Genomic DNA, 18,519 nt, shown 5'->3' on the forward strand with positions numbered 1-18,519 from the left:
CCGGGACCCATCTCAGCGCAACTGTGGAAGAACCTCAGCGGCAAGCCGTTCCATCTGCTCACGGTCCTCGGCGACGCCGGCGCCCAGCGGGTTGAGCAGAACCATCTGCGCCCCCGCGTCGATCACCTCACGCAGGCCGCGCGCCACGTCGTCCGGCGTGCCCGCAACCGGGACGTCCTCGATGCCCGCCATTCCGCCGTAGATCCGGCGCAGTCCGGTCAGCACGCGTTCCCGTGCCCGCTCCGCGTCGTCGTCGACCGCCAGGTACACCCGCTTGCCGATCGTGAACTGCTCGGCGTCCCTGCGTTGTTCGACGAGTTCGCGGCGCACCACGCGGACGGAGTCGGCGAATGCCGCGGTCGTCGACGAGCCGGCACCCAGGAATGCGTCGCCCAGCCGCACCGCCCGGGCGAGCGCCTTCGGGGCGTTGGCGCCGAACCAGATCGGTGGGTGTGGCCGCTGCACCGGCTTGGGCTGGATCGGTAGATCGTCGACGTCGCGGAAGCGGCCGTGGAACGTCACCCGCGGCTCGTCGGACCACGCCGCCTTCATGAGCTCGAGGCCCTCGGTGAAGCTGCTGACGAAAGTGGCGCGCTCGACGCCGAACGCCTCGAACCTGCGTCGATTGCCGCCCGCCGCCACTCCGAGATCCAGCCGACCGTGACTGAGCCGGTCGACGGTCGTCACCGCAGCGGCCAACTGCAGCGGATCGTGCAGTGCCGTGAGCATCACCCCGACCCCGAGCCGCAGTCTGGTGGTGCAGGCGGCGGAATACGCGAGCAGCTCGAGCGGCGCCAGCACCGGTGTCGGCCCGATCGCCTGCTCCAGCACCCAGCCGCCCTCGAAACCCAGTTCCTCCGCCCGTGCCAGGAAAGCCTTCACCCCCTCGGCGTCGAAGCCGTCGGGGTCCAGTTGAGGTATCGCGATGGAGAACCGCACCCGACCACCGTACGAGGCCGACCAGGCGGTCCCGGGCAATCGGTACCCTCGCAATATGGCCGCTTTCCTCCCGGGTATTCCCGGCCCCGACGACCTACGCGGACTCGTCCGTCGTGTCGACACCGCACGTCACCACGGCGTTCCCGACGGATGCATCCTCGAACTCGATCTGCAGTCGGTGCCGAAGGAGAGCAACGGATTCGATCCGCTCGCCATGCTCGCCGGCGGCGGGCGTCCACCGGTGCTGCGCCAGGTCGTGGCCGCCATCCACCGCGCCGCCGAGGACGACCGGGTGACCGGGTTGATCGCGCGGGTGCAGTTCCCGGTCTGGGCCGCGGGCCCGGTGCAGGAGCTGCGCGAGGCGATCTCGGCGTTCAGCGACGTCAAGCCGACACTGGCGTGGGCCGAGGCGTACCCCGCCACGCTGTCGTACTACCTGGCCTCGGCGTTCCGCGAGGTGTGGATGCAGCCGTCGGGCACCGTCGGGCTGATCGGTTTCGCCACCAACGCGATGTTCCTGCGCGACGCGCTGGACAAAGCAGGCATCGAGGCGCAGTTCATCGCACTCGGCGAGTACAAGTCGGCGGCCAACGTGTTCACCGAGGACCGCTACACCGACGCCCACCGCGAGGCCGACAGCCGGCTGATCGAGAGCATCAAGTCGCAGGTGTGGGATGCGATCGCCGAGTCGCGCCACATCGACCGTGCGGGCATCGACGCGCTGGCCGACAAGGCGCCACTGCTGCGCGACGCCGCCGTGTCCGCCGGCCTGGTGGACCGGATCGGATTCCGCGACGAGGCCTACGCCCGGATCGCCGAACTGTCCGGCGCAGAAGACATCTCGCCCGAGGCCGGCGATCCGGACGGGCCTGACGCCCCACCGCGGCTGTTCCTGTCCCGCTACGCGCGGGCCACCGCGCCCCGCCCTTCACCGTCGCTCCCCGGCCGCAAGGCGAAGCCGACCATCGCGGTGGTGACGCTGGACGGCCCGATCGTCAGCGGGCGCGGCGGCCCCGGGTTGCTGCCGCTGGGGAACTCGAGCGCAGGCGGCGACACCATCGCCGCGGCGCTGCGCGAGGCCGCCGCCGACGACTCGGTGTCGGCGATCGTGCTGCGCGTGGACAGCCCCGGCGGATCGGTGACGGCGTCGGAGACGATCTGGCGTGAGGTGGTCAGGGTGCGCAGCGGCGGCACGCCGGTGGTCGCCTCGATGGGCGCGGTGGCCGCGTCCGGCGGCTACTACGTCTCGATGGACGCCGACGCGATCGTGGCGAACCCCGGGACCATCACCGGGTCGATCGGCGTCATCACCGGCAAGCTGGTGGCGCGCGAACTCAAGGACCGCCTCGGTGTCGGCTCGGATTCGGTACGCACCAACGCCAACGCCGATGCATGGTCGCCGAACGCCCCGTTCACCGACGAGCAGCACGCGCAGGTCGTCGCCGAGGCCGACATGTCCTACACCGACTTCGTCGAACGCGTCGCGGCGGGCCGCAAGCTGTCGGAGGAGGCGGTCGAGGCGGTGGCCCGCGGCCGGGTGTGGACGGGCGCCGACGCCAAGGAGCGCGGCCTGGTCGACGAACTGGGCGGCCTGCGCACCGCGATCAACCGGGCCAAGGTGCTCGCCGGTCTGGACGCCGACGCCGACGTGCGCCTGGTGGGCTATCCGGGGTCCTCGCTGATGGACATGCTGCGGCCGAGGCAGTCCTCGCAGCCCGCCGCGGCCTCACTGCCCGACGCGCTCGGTGCGCTGGTGGGCCGGTCGGTGGTCGGGATGCTCGGTCAGGCCGAACGGTCGTTGACCGGGGTGAACGCGTTGTGGCTTGGAGACCACCGCTTCTAGCGGCGGCCGCTGACGTAGACGATCTCGCCCATGGGATCGTCCTCGCCGAGGTCGGGAACCGCAAGGCCGTAGCGCGCGAACAACTCTGACCGCGGCGTGCTGTCCATTCGCCAGCCCTTGGCCGTCAGGTACTCCGCCGCGCTCTGCCGTTCGCCGTGGTAGATGAGCGACGGCATGTCGATGTCCAGACCCTGCCTGCGGAACTCCGCGGTGGCCGCGCGTGCCTTCTCCGGGTCGAAATCCCGCATCCCCGGGACGAACTCGGTGGCGACGGCACTGCCGGGCTCCGACAGCGCGTCGATGTCGTCGAACAACCGGTCCTGCGCCTCGGGCGGCAGGTAGATCAGTAGTCCCTCGGCGCACCACGCGGTCGGCGCACCGGCGTCGAATCCGGCGGCCCGCAGTGCGGCGGGCCAGTCCTCGCGCAGATCGATCGGCACCGTGCGGCGCTGCGCCGTCGGCGCCGCACCGATGTCCTCCAGCGTGCGGGTCTTGAACTCGATCACCTCGGGCTGGTCGATCTCGTAGACCACGGTGTCGTCCGGCCACGCCAGCCGGTAGGCCCGCGAGTCCAGTCCGGACGCCAGGATCACCGCCTGACGGATCCCACCCGCGGTGGCCGCCTCGAAGTAGTCGTCGAAGAACTTCGTGCGCACCGCCATCTCGTCGATGTTGGCCTGCACCCGCGGCGCGGACTCCGGGTCGAGGTCGGACATGTCCAACTCGCCGTCGGCGATCTTGGCGAAGAACTCGATGCCCACCGCCCGCACCAGGGGAGCCGCGAACGGGTCGTTGATCAGTCCGCGCGGGTCGCGGCTGGCGACGGCCCGGCCTGCGGCCACCATCGTCGCCGTCGCGCCAACGCTGGACGCCAGGTCCCAGCTGTCGTCATCTGCACGTGCCACGTGCATCACGCTACGTCGTGAGGGTGGCCGACAGATAGCCCGAGTCGCCGAACACCCTGAGCAGGTCGTCTTCGGGGAACGCGAACCCGTTGGCGGCGTAGGCCTCTGTGCTCGACACCGTGCTGACCTGCCAGCCGTGATCGGCGAGGTACACACCGGCGGGGATGCGCTCCCCGGTGTAGAACAGCGCGGCGAGGTCGATGTCGGAGCCGACCCGCTTCGCGCGCTCGGTGAGCTCCGCGGCCCAGTTCTCGGGCAGTGCGGTGGTGTCCATGTGCTCGGTCGCCAGCCGGCTGCCCGGTGCGCTGAGTGCGGTCATGTGGTCGAACAACCGGTCCTGCGCGTCGGGCGGCAGGTACACCAGCAGTCCCTCGGCGATCCAGGCCGTCGGCGCCTGCGGGTCGAAACCGCTGTCGCGCAACGCCTGTGACCAGTCATCCCGGAGGTCGACGGCGACGGTGCGGCGGTCGGCGGCCGGTGCGGCACCGGCGTCGGCGAGTACGCGGGTCTTGAACTCGATCACCTGCGACTGGTCGATCTCGAACACCACGGTGCCCGACGGCCACTCCAGCCGGTAGGCGCGGGTGTCCAGACCGGACGCCAGGATCACCGCCTGCCGCACGCCGGCAGCGCATGCGTCGGTGAAGAAGTCGTCGAAAAACCGTGTGCACCGCGATCTGCTCACTCATCCGCCTGCGGTCGAGGATCGGGTCACCGGGCACGTGCACTTGCCCCTCGGCCACCTTGACGAACGCCTCGAGTCCAACGGCCTTGACCAGCGCGTCGGCGTAGGGGTCGTCGATCAGGGCGTCGGGGCCCTTCGACGCCAGGGCGCGTGACGCGGCCACCGACGTGGCGGTGGCGCCGACACTGGACGCGAGGTCCCAGGTGTCGCCGTCGGTTCGGGTCATGCTGTCTCCTCTTCTCGGATTGCGGTGACGGCCAGCGACTCCCGCAGTGATGCCAGCTCGTCGTTGTCGGGGAACTGACGGCCGTACCCGGCGAACACCTCGGGCCGCGAGCGCGAGGCGACGTCCCAGCCGCGCTCGCGCAGATAGTCGACGACCGGTGTCCGCTCACCGGGATAGAACAGCTGGGACAGGTTCACGTCGAACCCGTGGTCGCGCCACTGGCGGCCCAACCGGTCGGCCTTCTCGCCGATCCCGGCTCCTGCGTCGGCGTGGTCCTCGGTGGCCAGCCGGCTGCCGGTCGCGCTGAGGGCGGTGATGTCATCGAACAGCCGGTCCTGGGCGTCGGGTGGCAGGTAGCGCAACAGCCCCTCTGCGCTCCAGGCCGCCGGCGCGCCGTCGTCGAACCCCGCGGCGCGCAACGCCGCGGGCCAGTCTTCCCGGAGGTCGACGGCGACGGGGCGGTGGCGGGCGGCCGGTTCTGCACCGATGCCCGCCAATGTCTGCGTCTTGAAGGCGATCACCTCCGGCTGGTCGATCTCGTAGACGACGGTGCCGTCGGGCCAGGACAACCGGTAGGCGCGCGCATCAAGCCCGGAGGCCAGGATCACCGCCTGACGGACCCCCGCCGCGGCCGCCTCGACGAAGAAGTCGTCGAAGAACTTGGTCCGCACCGCCATGATCTCGGTCAGCACCTGCGATGCGGCCCGAGCCTCGGCGGTGTCGTCGGGCAGGTCCAGGTCGCCGTCGACCAGCCGGGTGAAGAATTCGACGCCGACCGCGCGCACCAGCGGCGCCGCGAACGGGTCGTCGATCAGCGCGCCGGGTTCGCGGCTGGCGAGTGCGCGTGCCGCGGCCACCATGGTCGCCGTCGCGCCGACACTGGACGCCAGATCCCAACTGTCGGAGTCGGTTCGTGCCATCGGAGGCCCTACCTGACGGCGGAGACGTAACGGATGTCGGCGAAGTTGGCGCTGTCGCCCTCGGCCGGTGGCAGGCCGACCCGCACGAGAAGGTCGGTGGCGGTGATGCTGTCGGCGCTCCAGCCACTGCCCTCGAGATAGGCCGCCACCTCGGCGCGTTCGCCGGTGTAGACCAACTCGGAGAAGTCGAGATCGAAGCCGTGCCTGCTCCACTGGTCGGAGACGGCCTTCATCTTCGACCGCAGCTCGTCCTCGTCGATGTCCTCCTGGTGGACGACACCCTCGGCGGCGATGCGGCTGCCCGCGGGGCTCAACTCGGTGATCTGGTCGAGCAGCCGGTCCTGCGCCTCGGGCGGCAGGTAGCCGAACAGTCCTTCGGCGATCCAGGCCGTCGGTGCGGTGCGGTCGAAGCCCGCGGCGGTCAGGGCGCCGACCCAGTCGTCGCGCAGGTCCACCGGCACGGTGCGCCGGTCGGCGCTCGGGGCGGCCCCGAGGTCGGCCATCGTGCGGGTCTTGAACTCGACGACCTCCGGCTGGTCGATCTCGAACACCACGGTGCCCGCCGGCCACGGCAGACGGTAGGCGCGGGCGTCCAGACCCGCCGCCAGGATCACGGCCTGGCGGACGCCGGCGCGGGCGGCGTCGAGGAAGAAGTCGTCGAAGAACCGCGTACGCGCGGCCATCCCGTCGGCGAACCGGTCCATGTTGCCGACGCCGCCGGTGGCCTCGGGGTCGAGTTCGCTGGGCTGCAGCTCACCACTGGCGAGCTTTGTGAAGAACTCGACGCCGACCGCACGCACCAGGGGCTCGGCGAACGGATCGTCGATGACCGGATCGTCGGCCCTGGTCGCGACGGCGCGGGCGGCGGCCACCATGGTTGCCGTGGCCCCCACGCTCGAAGCCAGGTCCCAGGTGTCGTTGTCGGTGCGCGCCATGTCTCCCTCTCTGCACGTCGGACGGTTACTTAGCTGATGTAATCGACAATACCCGCCGAACCTGAACGACTCCTGAAAGTCAGCCCAACGTCGACAACGCGGAATGTTGTCATTGACCAATGTCACCATTGGGTGTTGACTCAGTCGGGTGACAACGATGTCCGCCACCACAGTGGCCGCCGACTCCAGCATTCGTCGGCGCGGGTCCCGCCGGTCACGCGCGGCGGCCGCGGTGAGCACGGTGACCCTGCGTCAGATCAGCGCGGTCCTGCCGCCCGAGCGGGCGTGGGGACTGCGGATGTCCCGGTGGATCATCGCCGGCGTCATGGATGCGTTCGGGCCCTCCCTTGCAGGCGCCGTCGTCGAACCGGTGGACACCGTCACGGCCGACGGCAGACGGGTCCGCGGCGAATGGGTCCGGGCGCGTGGGGTGGCACGCGGGGACGCGGCGGTGTACTTCCTGCACGGAAGCGGATACGCGCTGTGCTCGCCGCGCACGCACCGCAGGCTCACCGCATGGTTGTCGGCGCTGACCGGGTTGCCGGTCTTCTGCGACGACTACCGGCTCGCACCCCGGCACCGCTTCCCCTCAGCCGCCGACGACGTGCGTGCGGGCTGGGACTGGCTGCTCGACGAGCAGCGGTTCGACCCAGGGCGGCTGGTGGTGGCCGGTGACTCGGCGGGCGGGCACCTCGCACTCGACCTGCTGCTCACCCCTGAGGTCGCGCAGCGGCACCCGGCGGCAATGGTGCTGTTCTCCCCGCTGTTCGACCTGACCTTCGGCCTGGCCAGCGAGCGGGAGCGGCTGCGCCCCGACCCCGCGATCCGCGCGGCCGACGCGGCCCGCCTCGTCCGGTTGTACTGCCCGGACACCGATCCCACTGATCGCAGGCTGGCCATCGGGGTGGCCGCCGGCCCCGCACTGCCACGGACGCTGATCCAGGCCGGCGGCGCCGAGATGCTGGCCGCCGACGCCCATCGGCTGGCCGACGAGATCCGGGCCGCCGGCGGTGATTGCGAGCTGCAGGTCTGGCCTGATCAGGTGCACGTCTTCCAGGCTCTGCCACGGCTGTCGCCGGAGGCGGTGCACGCCATGCGGTACGCGGCCGGGTTCATCGGCTCGGCGTTGCGCAGCAGGCAGATCGACACGGACACAGACGCGGACACGGAGAAGGTGGGATGACGATGTTCGGATTCGGCGACAGGCGCAGCCGGGACTCGCGGGCGGTGATCACCGGCGCGGGCAGCGGCATCGGCGCCGCGTTCGCCGTCGAGCTGGCCGACCGCGGTGGACGGGTGGTGTGCTCCGACATCGACGAGATCGCCGCGCAGCGCACCGTCGACGCGATCACCGACCAGGGCGGTGACGCCATCGCCGTGCGCTGTGACGTGTCGGCGATCGACGAAGTCGAACAGCTTGCCGCGCAGGCACAGTCATGGTTCGGCGCGCCACCCACGCTGGTGGTGAACAACGCCGGTGTCGGGGCGGGCGGGGCGCCGATCGGCGAGGTGTCACTCGAGGACTGGTCGTGGACGCTCGGCATCAACCTGTGGGGGCCGATCCACGGCTCTCATGTCTTCGCGCCGGTGCTGCGCGAGGCCGGCTACGGCGGCATCATCAACGTCGCATCCGCCGCCGCGTTCGGCGCCGCGCCGGGGATGGCGGCCTACAACGTCAGCAAGGCAGGGGTGCTGTCGCTGTCGGAGACGCTGGCCGCCGAGTTGTCCGGCACCGGTGTCGAAGTCACCGTGCTGTGCCCGACGTTCGTCAAGACCAACATCGTCGCCGCGGGACGGATCTCCGACGAGTCGACACGACTCGCCGAGACCCTGATGCGGTGGACCGGGATGTCCGCGACCCGGGTGGCCCGGCAGTGCCTCGACACCCACGACCGCGGCGGTCTGTACTGCATGCCCCAGCTCGATGCCCGGATGGGCTGGGCGGTCAAACGACTCACACCGGGCGTCTACACCCGCGCGGTCGGCCTGGTGTCGCGCATCAACCTCCCTACGCAGAGCAAGGAGATCATCCGATGAGCATGGACATGGACGCGATGCTGGCCAAGATCAAGGACCGGCAGTGGGCGCTGGCCGACATCGACTGGGAGGCACCCGGCGCCGAGACCATCAGCGACGAATTCCGGCCGAAGCTCAAGGCGTTCATGGCCGACCTGTGCTGGATCGAGAACGTCGGCGCCCGCGGCTTCGCCGCACTGGCCAAGAAGGCGCCCACCCCCACGCTCGCCGAGATCTACCGGTACTTCCATGCCGAGGAGCAGCGGCACGCCAACGCCGAACTCGCGCTGATGAAGCGGTGGGGAATGCTCGAGGACGGCGAGATGCCCGAGCCGAACGTAAACATCAGGCTCGTCATCGAGTGGCTCGACAAGTATTCCGACGACATGTCGCTGTCGGTGCTGGGCACCGTCATCCCGATGCTCGAGGTGGCCCTCGACGGCGCACTGCTCAAGTTCCTGCTCGACGAGGTCGAGGACCCGGTGTGTCACAAGGTCTTCGAGAAGATCAACAACGACGAGTCCCGGCACATCGCGGTGGACTTCGAAGTGCTCAACATGATCGGCCACGCCAAGGCACGCAAGCTGGCCGTCGACTTCGTCGGCAGCTTCGCCACCCCCGGACTGGTCATCGGCATGATCATGTACGTCCCGCTGCTCAACCGCATGCGCAACAACATCGTCGACATGGGGCTGGAACCGGAGCGGCTGTACAAAGCGATGAATCGCTTCAAGGAACTCGGTGGCCGTGCCGAGTTCACCTGGCGGGTTCCGACCTACCAGATCCTGAAACTGCACGGCCGGATGGTGGTCAATCCGCGCCACCCGTACCACTGGCTGGCCAACCCGATGGTGCGGGCGTCCGACCTGTACCCGCGCAAGCTGCTGCGTCCGATCCCCAGCTGGTTCAAGGAACTGACCTACGAGCCGGCGGCCTGACATGGCGCGCACCACCGTCCACGACACGCTGATCGTCGGCGCCGGCTTCACCGGCATCGGAACGGCCATCAAACTCCGCGAGGCCGGCGTCACCGACTTCGTCATCCTCGAGCGCAGCGACCGGGTGGGCGGCACCTGGCGGGACAACACCTATCCCGGTGCGGCATGCGACATCCCGTCGCTGCTCTACTCGTTCTCGTTCGTCCCGAACCCGAGCTGGTCGCGTGCCTACTCGCCGGCCGACGAGATCTGCCGCCACATCGAGGAACTCGTCGACGACTCCGGGCTGCGCAGCCGTATCCGGTTCGGCGTCGAGGTCACCGGCCTGCACTTCGACGAGGCCGCAGGGGAGTGGACGGTGATGGCGGGCCGCAAGAGGTATCGCGCCCGCACCGTCGTGCTGGCATCGGGCCCGCTGCCCGACCACAAACCGCCGGACATCCGCGGCCTCGACACCTACCGCGGCCACACCATCCACAGCGCCCGCTGGGACCACGACTACGACTTCACCGGCAAGCGGGTCGCGGTGATCGGCACCGGCGCGAGTGCCGTGCAGATCGTGCCCGAACTGGTCAAACGCGCCGCCTTCGTCAAGGTGTTCCAGCGCACCCCCGGCTGGGTCCTGCCCCGGCTCGACGTCGCGGTGCCGCCGGTGGTGCAGGAACTGTTCGCCAAAGTGCCTGCGACCCAACAACTCGCGCGGCAGGCACTGTTCTGGGGGCACGAGGCCACCGCGACGGCACTGGTGTGGAATTCGCCGCTGACATCACTGGTGGCCCGGCTCGGCAAGGCCCACCTGCACCGCCAGGTCAAGGACCCGTGGATGCGCCGCCAGCTCACCCCCGACTTCACACCGGGCTGCAAGCGGATGCTGATGTCCAGCGACTACTACCCGGCGCTGCAGGCCGACAACTGCAAGCTCATCGACTGGCCGATCGCGACGGTGAGCCCCGTCGGCATCCGCACCAGCGACGGGATCGAACACCACCTCGACTGCATCGTCTTCGCCACCGGCTACGACGTGCACCTGACCGGACCGCCCTATCCGGTGACCGGACTCGGCGGCAGGTCGCTGCAGGACGAGTGGAAGCGCGGCGCGCAGGCCTACAAGAGCGCCAGCGCGCACGGCTACCCGAACCTGTTCTTCATGACCGGTCCGAACTCCGGTCCGGGTCACAACTCGCTGCTGGTGTACGTCGAGGGCCAGATCGACTACGCCGTTCGCGCCATCACCACCATCCTCGACGGCGGCTGGCGCTACCTCGACGTCCGCCGCGACGTCCAGCGCCGCTACAACGAGCGGTTGCAGAAGCGGCTCGGCGCCACCACGTGGATGTCGGGGTGCACCAGCTGGTACCTCACCGAGGACGGGTTCAACGCGTCGATGTACCCGGGATTCGCGACGCAGTATCTTCGACAGATGCGCGACTTCCGGATCGGCGACTACCACGCGGTGGCCGACGGCCGCGCGGTCGCCCGGTCCAGCGCCTGAGCCGTGGCCCGCGAGCGGACACCGCGCGACCAGGCGGGCGCGGTCACCGCGATCCTGGCCACCCTGCGCAAGGCGCCGGGGCGGGTCCGCAGACAGTCCCGCGACCTCATCGAGACAGCCGTCTCGCAGCTCTTCGACGCGGCCGTGCGCCAGGCCCTCGACACCGGGACCGACGGTGAGTACCGCATCGACGACCTGGCCCGGCTGGCCGGCACCACCACCCGCAACGTGCGGGTGTACCGCGACCGCGGGCTGCTCCACCCGCCGCTTCGGGTCGGCCGCATCGCGGTGTTCAACGACACCCACCTGACCCGGCTGCGGCTGATCACCTCGATGCTCGACCGCGGCTACACCCTGGCCCACGTCGACGAGATGCTCAGCGCCTGGGAACAGGGCAAGAGCATCGGCGACGTGCTCGGCCTGGAGACCGCGCTGGCGGGCACCTGGGCCGCCGAGAAGCCGGAGACCATGACCAGGGCCCACGCCGAGGAACTGGTCGGCGAACCGGCGGCGTTCGACCGGCTGGTGGCACTGCGATTGATCAGGCTCGACGACGAGACGCCCGGTACCGGCGCCGACTCGGACCCGAAAGTCACCGTCGTGCGGCCCAAGCTGCTCGAGGCGTTCGAGGAGATCCGCGGTTACGGCATCGGCATCGACAAGCTGATCGACGTCTACGAACAGACGCTGGGGCCGGTCACCGAGATCAGCAACATCCTGGTGCGGACCGGCGCCGAGCACGTCACCGAGCGGATCCGGCCGGGGGAGGGGCTGCCCGCCGACACCGAGATCGCCGAGCTGATCACCATGCTGGTGCGCTTCCGCACCCAGGCCGTGGCCCAGGTGGCGGCGACGCTCGCGGCGTCCATCGAGGCCTCGATCGAGACGCTGGCAGGGCAGATCCTCAACGATCTCATCGACCAGTCGGCCGACGCGCACCAGGACGGATCGTGATTGGACACGCGCGGCGGACCGGGCGCCGATACCCCGGCCGGCCTGGTCAACGATGCGGGGATGACGAGGGCCAACTGTTACTCTCGTAGACTGTTTCACGCGCGACTTCCGCAGGCTGTGCGCCCGCGGGGCTGACGCGCACATTTGACCAATACGCTGGACGAATCCAGCCCCATTTGGCACGCCGCGCTGAGAGGTCGGCTGCGCAGGAGGAAGAGTGCTCTCGGCTTTCATCTCGTCACTGCGGACGGCCGACCTGAGACGCAAGATCCTGTTCACGCTCGGCGTGGTGATCCTCTACCGGGCCGGCGCACAGCTGCCGTCTCCCGGTGTCGACTACCCCAACGTGCAACAGTGCATCGAGCAGGTCAGCGGCGGTGACTCCGGTCAGATCTATTCACTGATCAACCTGTTCTCCGGCGGCGCGTTGCTGCAGCTGTCGATCTTCGCGGTGGGCGTGATGCCCTATATCACCGCGAGCATCATCGTGCAGCTGCTCACGGTGGTGATCCCACGCTTCGAGCAGCTCCGCAAGGAAGGCCAGTCCGGCCAGGCCAAGATGACGCAGTACACGCGTTACCTGGCTGTCGCGCTGGCGGTCCTGCAGTCCACCAGCATCGTGGCGCTGGCCGCCAACGGCGGCCTGCTGCAGGGCTGCACCCTCGACATCATCAACGACCAGTCGATCTTCGCACTGGTCATCATCGTGCTTGTGATGACCGCGGGCGCCACGCTGGTGATGTGGATGGGCGAGCTGGTCACCGAGCGCGGCATCGGCAACGGCATGTCCCTGCTGATCTTCGCCAGCATCGCGGCGGCGATCCCCGGCGAGGGCAAGTCGATCCTGGACAGCCGGGGCGGCATGGTCTTCACGCTGGTCTGCATCGCCGCACTGATCATCATCATCGGCGTCGTCTTCGTCGAGCAGGGCCAGCGCCGTATCCCGGTGCAGTACGCCAAGCGCATGGTGGGCCGCAAGATGTACGGCGGCACGTCGACCTACCTGCCGCTGAAGGTCAACCAGGCCGGCGTCATCCCGGTGATCTTCGCGTCCTCGCTGATCTACATCCCGCACCTGATCACCCAGCTGATCCAGAGCGGGAGCAGCAGCCCGGGCACCGGCTGGGTGGAACGGATCGTCGCCGAGTACCTGACCGACCCCAGCAGCCCCGCCTACATCGCCGTCTACTTCGGGCTGATCATCTTCTTCACGTACTTCTACGTGTCGATCACGTTCAACCCCGACGAGCGGGCCGACGAGATGAAGAAGTTCGGCGGCTTCATCCCGGGCATCCGGCCCGGCAAGCCGACCGCCGACTACCTGCGCTACGTGCTGAGCCGGATCACGCTGCCGGGCTCGATCTACCTCGGTGTGATCGCCGTCCTGCCGAACCTGTTCCTGCAGATCGGCAATACCGGCACCGTCCAGAACCTGCCGTTCGGCGGCACCGCGGTGCTGATCATGATCGGCGTGGGTCTTGACACCGTGAAACAGATCGAGAGCCAGCTCATGCAACGCAACTACGAGGGCTTTTTGAAGTGAGAGAGGGTTCCTAAGTTGAGAATCGTTTTGCTGGGCCCGCCGGGGGCGGGCAAGGGCACGCAGGCGCAGAAGCTCGCCGAGAAGCTCGGCATCCCGCACGTCTCCACCGGGGACCTCTTCCGCAAGAACATCAGCGAGAAGACCCCGCTCGGCGAGGAGGCCAAGCGCTACCTCGACGCCGGCGACCTGGTTCCCAGCAGCCTGACCAACGCACTCGTCGAGGACCGCATCGGTGACGACGACGCCAAGGACGGGTTCATCCTCGACGGCTTCCCGCGCTCGGTGGAACAGGCCAAGGCCCTGCACGACATCCTGGAGGCGCACGGCCTGCAGCTGGACGCCGTGCTGGAGTTCCAGGTGTCCGAGGACGAACTGCTGTCCCGGCTCAAGGACCGCGGCCGCGCCGACGACACCGAAGAGGTCATCCACAACCGGATGAAGGTGTACCGCGACGAGACCGAGCCGCTGCTGGAGTACTACCGCGACGAGCTGAAGACCGTCGAGGCCATCGGCTCGCTCGACGAGGTCTTCGCCCGCGCGCTGCGCGCCCTCGGTAAGTGACGTGGCCGGCCTGAGACTGCGCAGCCGCAAGGTCGTCCCGCAGCGCAGCGCCGGTGAACTCGACGCGATGGCCGCGGCCGGCGCGCTGGTCGCCGCGGCACTGCGCGCCGTGCAGGCCGCCGCCGCCCCCGGGGTGTCCACCAAGGAACTCGACGGGGTCGCCGAATCGGTGATCCGCGACGGTGGCGGCATCCCGTCGTTCCTCGGCTACCACGGCTTCCCGGCCAGCATCTGCTCATCGGTCAACGAGCGGGTCGTGCACGGCATCCCGTCGGGTGACGAGCTGCTGGCGGCGGGTGACCTGGTGTCGATCGACTGCGGCGCCATCCTCGACGGCTGGCACGGCGACTCCGCGGTCACCTTCGGGGTGGGCGCGCTCATCGACGCCGACCACAACCTCTCGGAGGCCACCCGCTCCGCCATGGAGGCCGGGATCGCCGCGATGGTGCCCGGCAACCGGCTCACCGACGTGTCACACGCGATCGAGGTCGAGACCCACGCCGCCGAACAGCGCCACGACCGGGCGTTCGGCATCGTCGCCGGCTACGGCGGCCACGGGATCGGCCAGCAGATGCACATGGACCCGTTCCTGCCCAACGAGGGCGCACCCGGACGCGGGCCGCTGCTGGCGCCCGGCTCGGTGCTGGCCATCGAACCCATGCTGACGCTGGGGACGACCAAGACCATCGTGCTCGCCGACGAGTGGACGGTCGTCACCGCCGACGGATCGCGGGCGGCGCACTGGGAACACACCGTCGCCGTCACCGACGACGGGCCACGCATCCTCACCGCCTGACGGGGAGATGAACCTGGCCACCGTCGCCGTCGTGTCACAGACGGAGGTTGGTCATGGAGGACCCAGAGGCCGCGATGATGCGGATGCTCTACGCCGAGCACGCCGCGGCGTTGTGGCGCTATGCGCTGCGCCTCACCGGTGACCAGGCCAGCGCCGAGGACGTGGTCCAGGAGACGCTGCTGCGGGCCTGGCGGCGGCAGCCCGAGGGGGTGGCGGTCAGTCACCTCGACAGCGGCGCGCGCTCGCCGCGGGCCTGGCTGTTCACGGTGGCCCGCAACCTCGTCATCGACGACCGCCGCAGCGCGCGGTACCGCAACGAATCCGGCACGCCGGTCGTGGAAGACGTCGCCGACCGGGCCGGCCCCGACGAGGTGAGTGCCACCCTGGACCGGATGACGCTGCACGCCGCGCTGGCCGGCCTGTCCGACGACCACCTGGCCGTCATCCGGCGGGCGTACTACGACGGGGCCGCCACCGGACAGATCGCGCAGGAGCTGCAGATCCCGGAGGGCACGGTGAAGTCCCGGCTGCACTATGCGGTGCGGGCGCTGCGGCTGAATCTGCAGGAGATGGGGGTGACCCGGTGAACCATCATGGTGATGCTGGGGCGGAGGCCGCGCCCCCCGACGATCGGTACCTCACCTGGGACGCGGCCTACGTGCTCGGCGCCCTGTCCGGCGCCGAGCGCCGCGAGTACGAAGGGCACCTGGCCGGCTGCGGCCGCTGCCGGTCCGCGGTGGCCGAGCTCAGGGGCATCCCGGCACTGCTGGCCACGCTCGACGCCGAGGACGTCCGCGCGCTCGACGAACAATCCGCCGATCCGCCACCGCTGCGGCCCGAGGTGCTCGCGTCGGTGCTCGACAGGGTCGGGTCGCGGCGCCGCCGCTACCGCAGGGTGACCACGGCGGCGGTCGGACTGGCGGCCGCGCTGCTCGCTGCCGGCGCCGTCATCGCGATCCGGCCCGAGGTCGTGGGGCTGGAACCGGCCACCACCACGCAGGCCGGGCCCCCGTCGCTGGAGATGGCGAAGGTGTCACCGACGCCGATCAACGCATCCATCACGATGAGCGGATACGGCTGGGGCACCCGCATCGACATGACGTGCACGTACGGCGACTGGGGGAATCGCGACGCCGCACCGCAGACGCTCGCCATGGTGGTGATCGGCCGGGACGGCAGCCGGTCGGAGATCGCCACCTGGCTCGGCCTGTCCGGTGCGACCGCGATGCCGAGCGCGAACACCCCGATGCAGCCGGAGGAGATCGCGGCCGTGCAGATGATCTCGACGCCCGACGGCACTGTGCTCCTGGAGAAAAAGCTGTGAATCACCCGACGGGGTGAACCGCACCGGGCCGCCTGTCGTGTCCATGGAGAGCGCACCGGAGTGCGACGCGACGACGACAGGTGAGATCCATGGCCAGTGCGCAGCGGGTGGTCGACCACATCGTCGGCCACCTCGCCGCGGTGGGCGTCACGCACGTCTTCGGTGTCGGCGGCGCCAACATCGAGGATCTCTACGACGCGGCGCACCGCCGCGAGGACATCACCGCCGTACTGGCCAAACACGAATTCGGCGCCGCCACCATGGCGGACGGCTACAGCCGGGCCGGCGCGCCACTCGGCGTGGTGGCCGCGACGTCGGGCGGCGGCTGCCTGAACGCCGTTCCCGCACTGGGGGAGTCGTTGGCCAGCCGGGTGCCGGTGCTGGCGCTGGTGGGGCAGCCGCCGACCGTACTGGACGGCCGCGGCGCGTTCCAGGACACCAGCGGCCGCAACGGCGCACTAGACGCCGAGTCGCTGTTCTCCACGGTGTCGTTGTTCTGCAGGCGGGTGCTCACACCGGAGGCCATCCGCACGGCACTGCCTGCCGCGATCGCTGCCGCCCGCACCGGCGGCCCGGCGGTGCTGTTGCTGCCCAAAGACATTCAGCAGGCATGGCTGAGTGGTCTCAACGGCGTGCCCGCGGTGGCCGAGGACCGGCGGGTCGGCGACCCGCATCCGATCGCGCGGGCGGTGCGCGCCGCAGCCGGGCCGGTCACCATCATCGCCGGTGAACAGGTGGCGCGCGACGACGCCCGCGCCGAACTGGCCCAGCTGCGTTCGCTGCTGCGGGCCGGTGTGGCGTGCGTGCCCGACGCCAAGGACGTGGCGGGCACGCCCGGATACGGGTCGTCGTCAGCACTCGGGGTGACCGGGGTGATGGGCCATCCCGGGGTCGCCGACGCGGTGGCCGGCAGCGCGCTCTGCCTGGTGGTCGGCACCCGGTTCGCGGCGACCGCGCGCAGCGGCCTCGAGAAGGCACTGGCGACGGTGCCGACCTACTCGATCGGTTCCGCGCCGACGTATCTGGCGTGCACCCATGTCCACACCCAGGACCTGCGCGCCTCGCTGTCGATGCTGAGTGCGGCGCTCTCCGGAGCCGGTCGCCCGCACCGGTTGCGGGTGGCCCCTGACACGCCGCGCACCGAACTGCTGCCGCCGCCGCACCACGGGCCCGGCATCCGCTACCGCGACGCGATGGCCGCACTCGACGCCGCACTGCCCGACGGGACCGACATCGTCGTCGACGCGGGCAACATCGGCGCGGCCGCCATCCACCACCTGCCGGTACGGCGCGACGGCCGCTTCGTCGTGGCGCTCGGCATGGGCGGGATGGGATACAGCTTCGGTGCAGGCATCGGGGTCGCGTCGCACCGCCGCAGGCGGACCGTGGTGATCGCGGGCGACGGCTCGTTCCTGATGCACGGCATGGAGATCCACACCGCGCTGCAGTACCGGCTGCCGGTGACCTTCGTGCTGTTCGACAACCACGCCCACGCCATGTGCGTCACCCGCGAGCAGCGGTTCTACGGCGGTCGCTACAGCTACAACAGATTCGGCGCCAGCCGGCTCGGGGCAGGCCTGGCCGCGATGTTCCCCGGCCTGCCCGCGGTCGACGTCGACCACCTCGACACGCTGCCCGGCGCGCTGGTCGCGGCCCTGGCCGTCGACGGCCCGTCGGTGGTCACCGTCGAATGTTCGGCTGACGAGATCCCGCCGTTCGCACCCTTTCTCGAGCCATCCCACCAACCACTCACCGAAACGGAGACACGTGCCGATGTCCATTCCCGCACTCGCTGACATCACCGCGCATCGCGGCACTACCGAACCGATCGACGGCGTCATCCGCATCGAGACGTCGCCACGCGAAAAGGCCACCCCGGTCATCATGGAGATGATGCGGTCGGTGTACCCGCACGACGAGGTGTTCGGCGAGTACTGCACCGTCAACGGCTTCGTCGACTGCCCACCCGACGACCTCTTCGACTACCTGGCCGACACCCGATGTCTGGCCGAATGGACCTACAGTCTGCGCGATTTCACGCCCACCGAGGAGCCGGACCTGTGGCTGGCCTACGACCGGCTGGGCTCCGAGACCACGATCTACACCCGCACCGTGGCCGACCGCACGGCCAGGACGGTGGACTACCACTGCGCGTGGGACCAGGGCCGCCACCTCTGGATGATCTACCTGATGCGGGTCGTCGACGCGCAGGTGGTGTTCGACCGGCCCGGGTCGGTGGTGCTGTGGACCAACTGCCGCCACCCGTATTACGACCACAATCCGTACCCCGAGGCGGCGCCGCCGCAGCGACCGGTGTGGGTGGGCGATTTCTGGGACATGTTCGGCGCAGGCCACCGGCTGGAACTGGACAACCTCAAGGCGATCGCCGAGTACCGGCACCGCAACGGCCTCCCGGTGACGCCGGACTGGACGAGGTGAGCC

At 69.8% G+C, this 18,519-nt stretch carries 17 protein-coding genes and 1 pseudogene; 13 read left to right on the forward strand and 5 right to left on the reverse strand.

Translation table 11 applies throughout. The features are described from left to right. Positions 1-12 precede the first annotated feature (12 nt). Positions 13-939 (reverse strand): LLM class flavin-dependent oxidoreductase, encoded by a 927-nt coding sequence (locus tag H7I41_RS03120; protein WP_264011102.1) that lies wholly within the window; start codon positions 937-939, stop codon positions 13-15. Between the two features lie 55 nt (positions 940-994). Here H7I41_RS03120 and sppA point away from each other — a divergent pair, with 55 nt between their 5' ends. Then, positions 995-2,782 (forward strand): signal peptide peptidase SppA, encoded by a 1,788-nt coding sequence (gene sppA, locus H7I41_RS03125; RefSeq protein ID WP_264011103.1) that lies wholly within the window; start codon positions 995-997, stop codon positions 2,780-2,782. Here the strand turns inward: sppA and H7I41_RS03130 are convergent. From H7I41_RS03130 to H7I41_RS03145, 4 genes and pseudogenes are all read right to left on the reverse strand, one after another. Continuing rightward, positions 2,779-3,687 carry a class I SAM-dependent methyltransferase gene (locus H7I41_RS03130; protein WP_264011104.1) on the reverse strand — a complete coding sequence of 303 codons (909 nt, stop codon included), beginning with the start codon at positions 3,685-3,687 and terminating at the stop codon, positions 2,779-2,781. The genes sppA and H7I41_RS03130 overlap by 4 nt on opposite strands. Before the next feature lie 10 nt (positions 3,688-3,697). After that, positions 3,698-4,598, reverse strand: a pseudogene (locus tag H7I41_RS03135) (class I SAM-dependent methyltransferase). After that, positions 4,595-5,518, reverse strand: a complete 924-nt coding sequence (locus tag H7I41_RS03140; protein ID WP_264011105.1) for a class I SAM-dependent methyltransferase — start codon at positions 5,516-5,518, stop codon at positions 4,595-4,597. Before H7I41_RS03140 ends, H7I41_RS03135 begins: the two are co-directional and overlap by 4 nt. A gap of 8 nt (positions 5,519-5,526) precedes the next feature. Further along, complete coding sequence (locus H7I41_RS03145) at positions 5,527-6,453, reverse strand: class I SAM-dependent methyltransferase (RefSeq protein WP_264011106.1); 927 nt, start codon at positions 6,451-6,453, stop codon at positions 5,527-5,529. A gap of 157 nt (positions 6,454-6,610) precedes the next feature. On the opposite strand from H7I41_RS03145, the gene H7I41_RS03150 reads away from it, so the two are divergent. The 12 genes from H7I41_RS03150 (at position 6,611) to H7I41_RS03205 (ending at position 18,516) form a co-directional block, all read left to right on the forward strand. After that, positions 6,611-7,636, forward strand: coding sequence for an alpha/beta hydrolase (locus tag H7I41_RS03150; RefSeq protein ID WP_264011107.1), 1,026 nt, complete (start codon positions 6,611-6,613; stop codon positions 7,634-7,636). 2 nt (positions 7,637-7,638) lie between these two features. After that, positions 7,639-8,490: an SDR family NAD(P)-dependent oxidoreductase gene (locus H7I41_RS03155; RefSeq protein WP_372503661.1), complete on the forward strand. Its 852-nt coding sequence runs from the start codon at positions 7,639-7,641 to the stop codon at positions 8,488-8,490. Next, a complete protein-coding gene (locus H7I41_RS03160; protein WP_264011109.1) occupies positions 8,487-9,407 on the forward strand; it encodes a ferritin family protein in 921 nt (306 codons plus the stop codon). Before H7I41_RS03155 ends, H7I41_RS03160 begins: the two co-directional genes overlap by 4 nt. Before the next feature lies 1 nt (position 9,408). Further along, complete coding sequence (locus H7I41_RS03165) at positions 9,409-10,899, forward strand: flavin-containing monooxygenase (protein ID WP_264011110.1); 1,491 nt, start codon at positions 9,409-9,411, stop codon at positions 10,897-10,899. 3 nt (positions 10,900-10,902) lie between these two features. Further along, positions 10,903-11,853, forward strand: coding sequence for a MerR family transcriptional regulator (locus H7I41_RS03170; RefSeq protein WP_264011111.1), 951 nt, complete (start codon positions 10,903-10,905; stop codon positions 11,851-11,853). 217 nt (positions 11,854-12,070) lie between these two features. Next, positions 12,071-13,396 (forward strand): preprotein translocase subunit SecY, encoded by a 1,326-nt coding sequence (gene secY / locus H7I41_RS03175; RefSeq protein WP_264011112.1) that lies wholly within the window; start codon positions 12,071-12,073, stop codon positions 13,394-13,396. A 15-nt stretch (positions 13,397-13,411) separates the two neighbouring features. Next, positions 13,412-13,957 carry an adenylate kinase gene (locus H7I41_RS03180; protein ID WP_264011113.1) on the forward strand — a complete coding sequence of 182 codons (546 nt, stop codon included), beginning with the start codon at positions 13,412-13,414 and terminating at the stop codon, positions 13,955-13,957. 1 nt (position 13,958) lies between these two features. Next, complete coding sequence (map, locus tag H7I41_RS03185) at positions 13,959-14,753, forward strand: type I methionyl aminopeptidase (protein ID WP_264011114.1); 795 nt, start codon at positions 13,959-13,961, stop codon at positions 14,751-14,753. A gap of 53 nt (positions 14,754-14,806) precedes the next feature. Next, positions 14,807-15,340, forward strand: coding sequence for a sigma-70 family RNA polymerase sigma factor (locus H7I41_RS03190; protein ID WP_264011115.1), 534 nt, complete (start codon positions 14,807-14,809; stop codon positions 15,338-15,340). Further along, complete coding sequence (locus H7I41_RS03195) at positions 15,337-16,077, forward strand: anti-sigma factor family protein (RefSeq protein WP_264011116.1); 741 nt, start codon at positions 15,337-15,339, stop codon at positions 16,075-16,077. The genes H7I41_RS03190 and H7I41_RS03195 overlap by 4 nt, the downstream gene beginning before the upstream one ends. Before the next feature lie 89 nt (positions 16,078-16,166). Next, a complete protein-coding gene (locus tag H7I41_RS03200) occupies positions 16,167-17,873 on the forward strand; it encodes a thiamine pyrophosphate-binding protein (protein WP_264011117.1) in 1,707 nt (568 codons plus the stop codon). After that, the gene (locus H7I41_RS03205; RefSeq protein WP_264011118.1) at positions 17,851-18,516 is read left to right on the forward strand and encodes an SRPBCC family protein; all 666 of its coding nucleotides are present in this window, start codon (positions 17,851-17,853) and stop codon (positions 18,514-18,516) included. Before H7I41_RS03200 ends, H7I41_RS03205 begins: the two co-directional genes overlap by 23 nt. The last annotated feature ends 3 nt before the right edge of the window (positions 18,517-18,519 follow it).

This window comes from [Mycobacterium] manitobense (assembly GCF_025821665.1).
GTDB lineage: Bacteria > Actinomycetota > Actinomycetes > Mycobacteriales > Mycobacteriaceae > Mycobacterium > Mycobacterium arseniciresistens.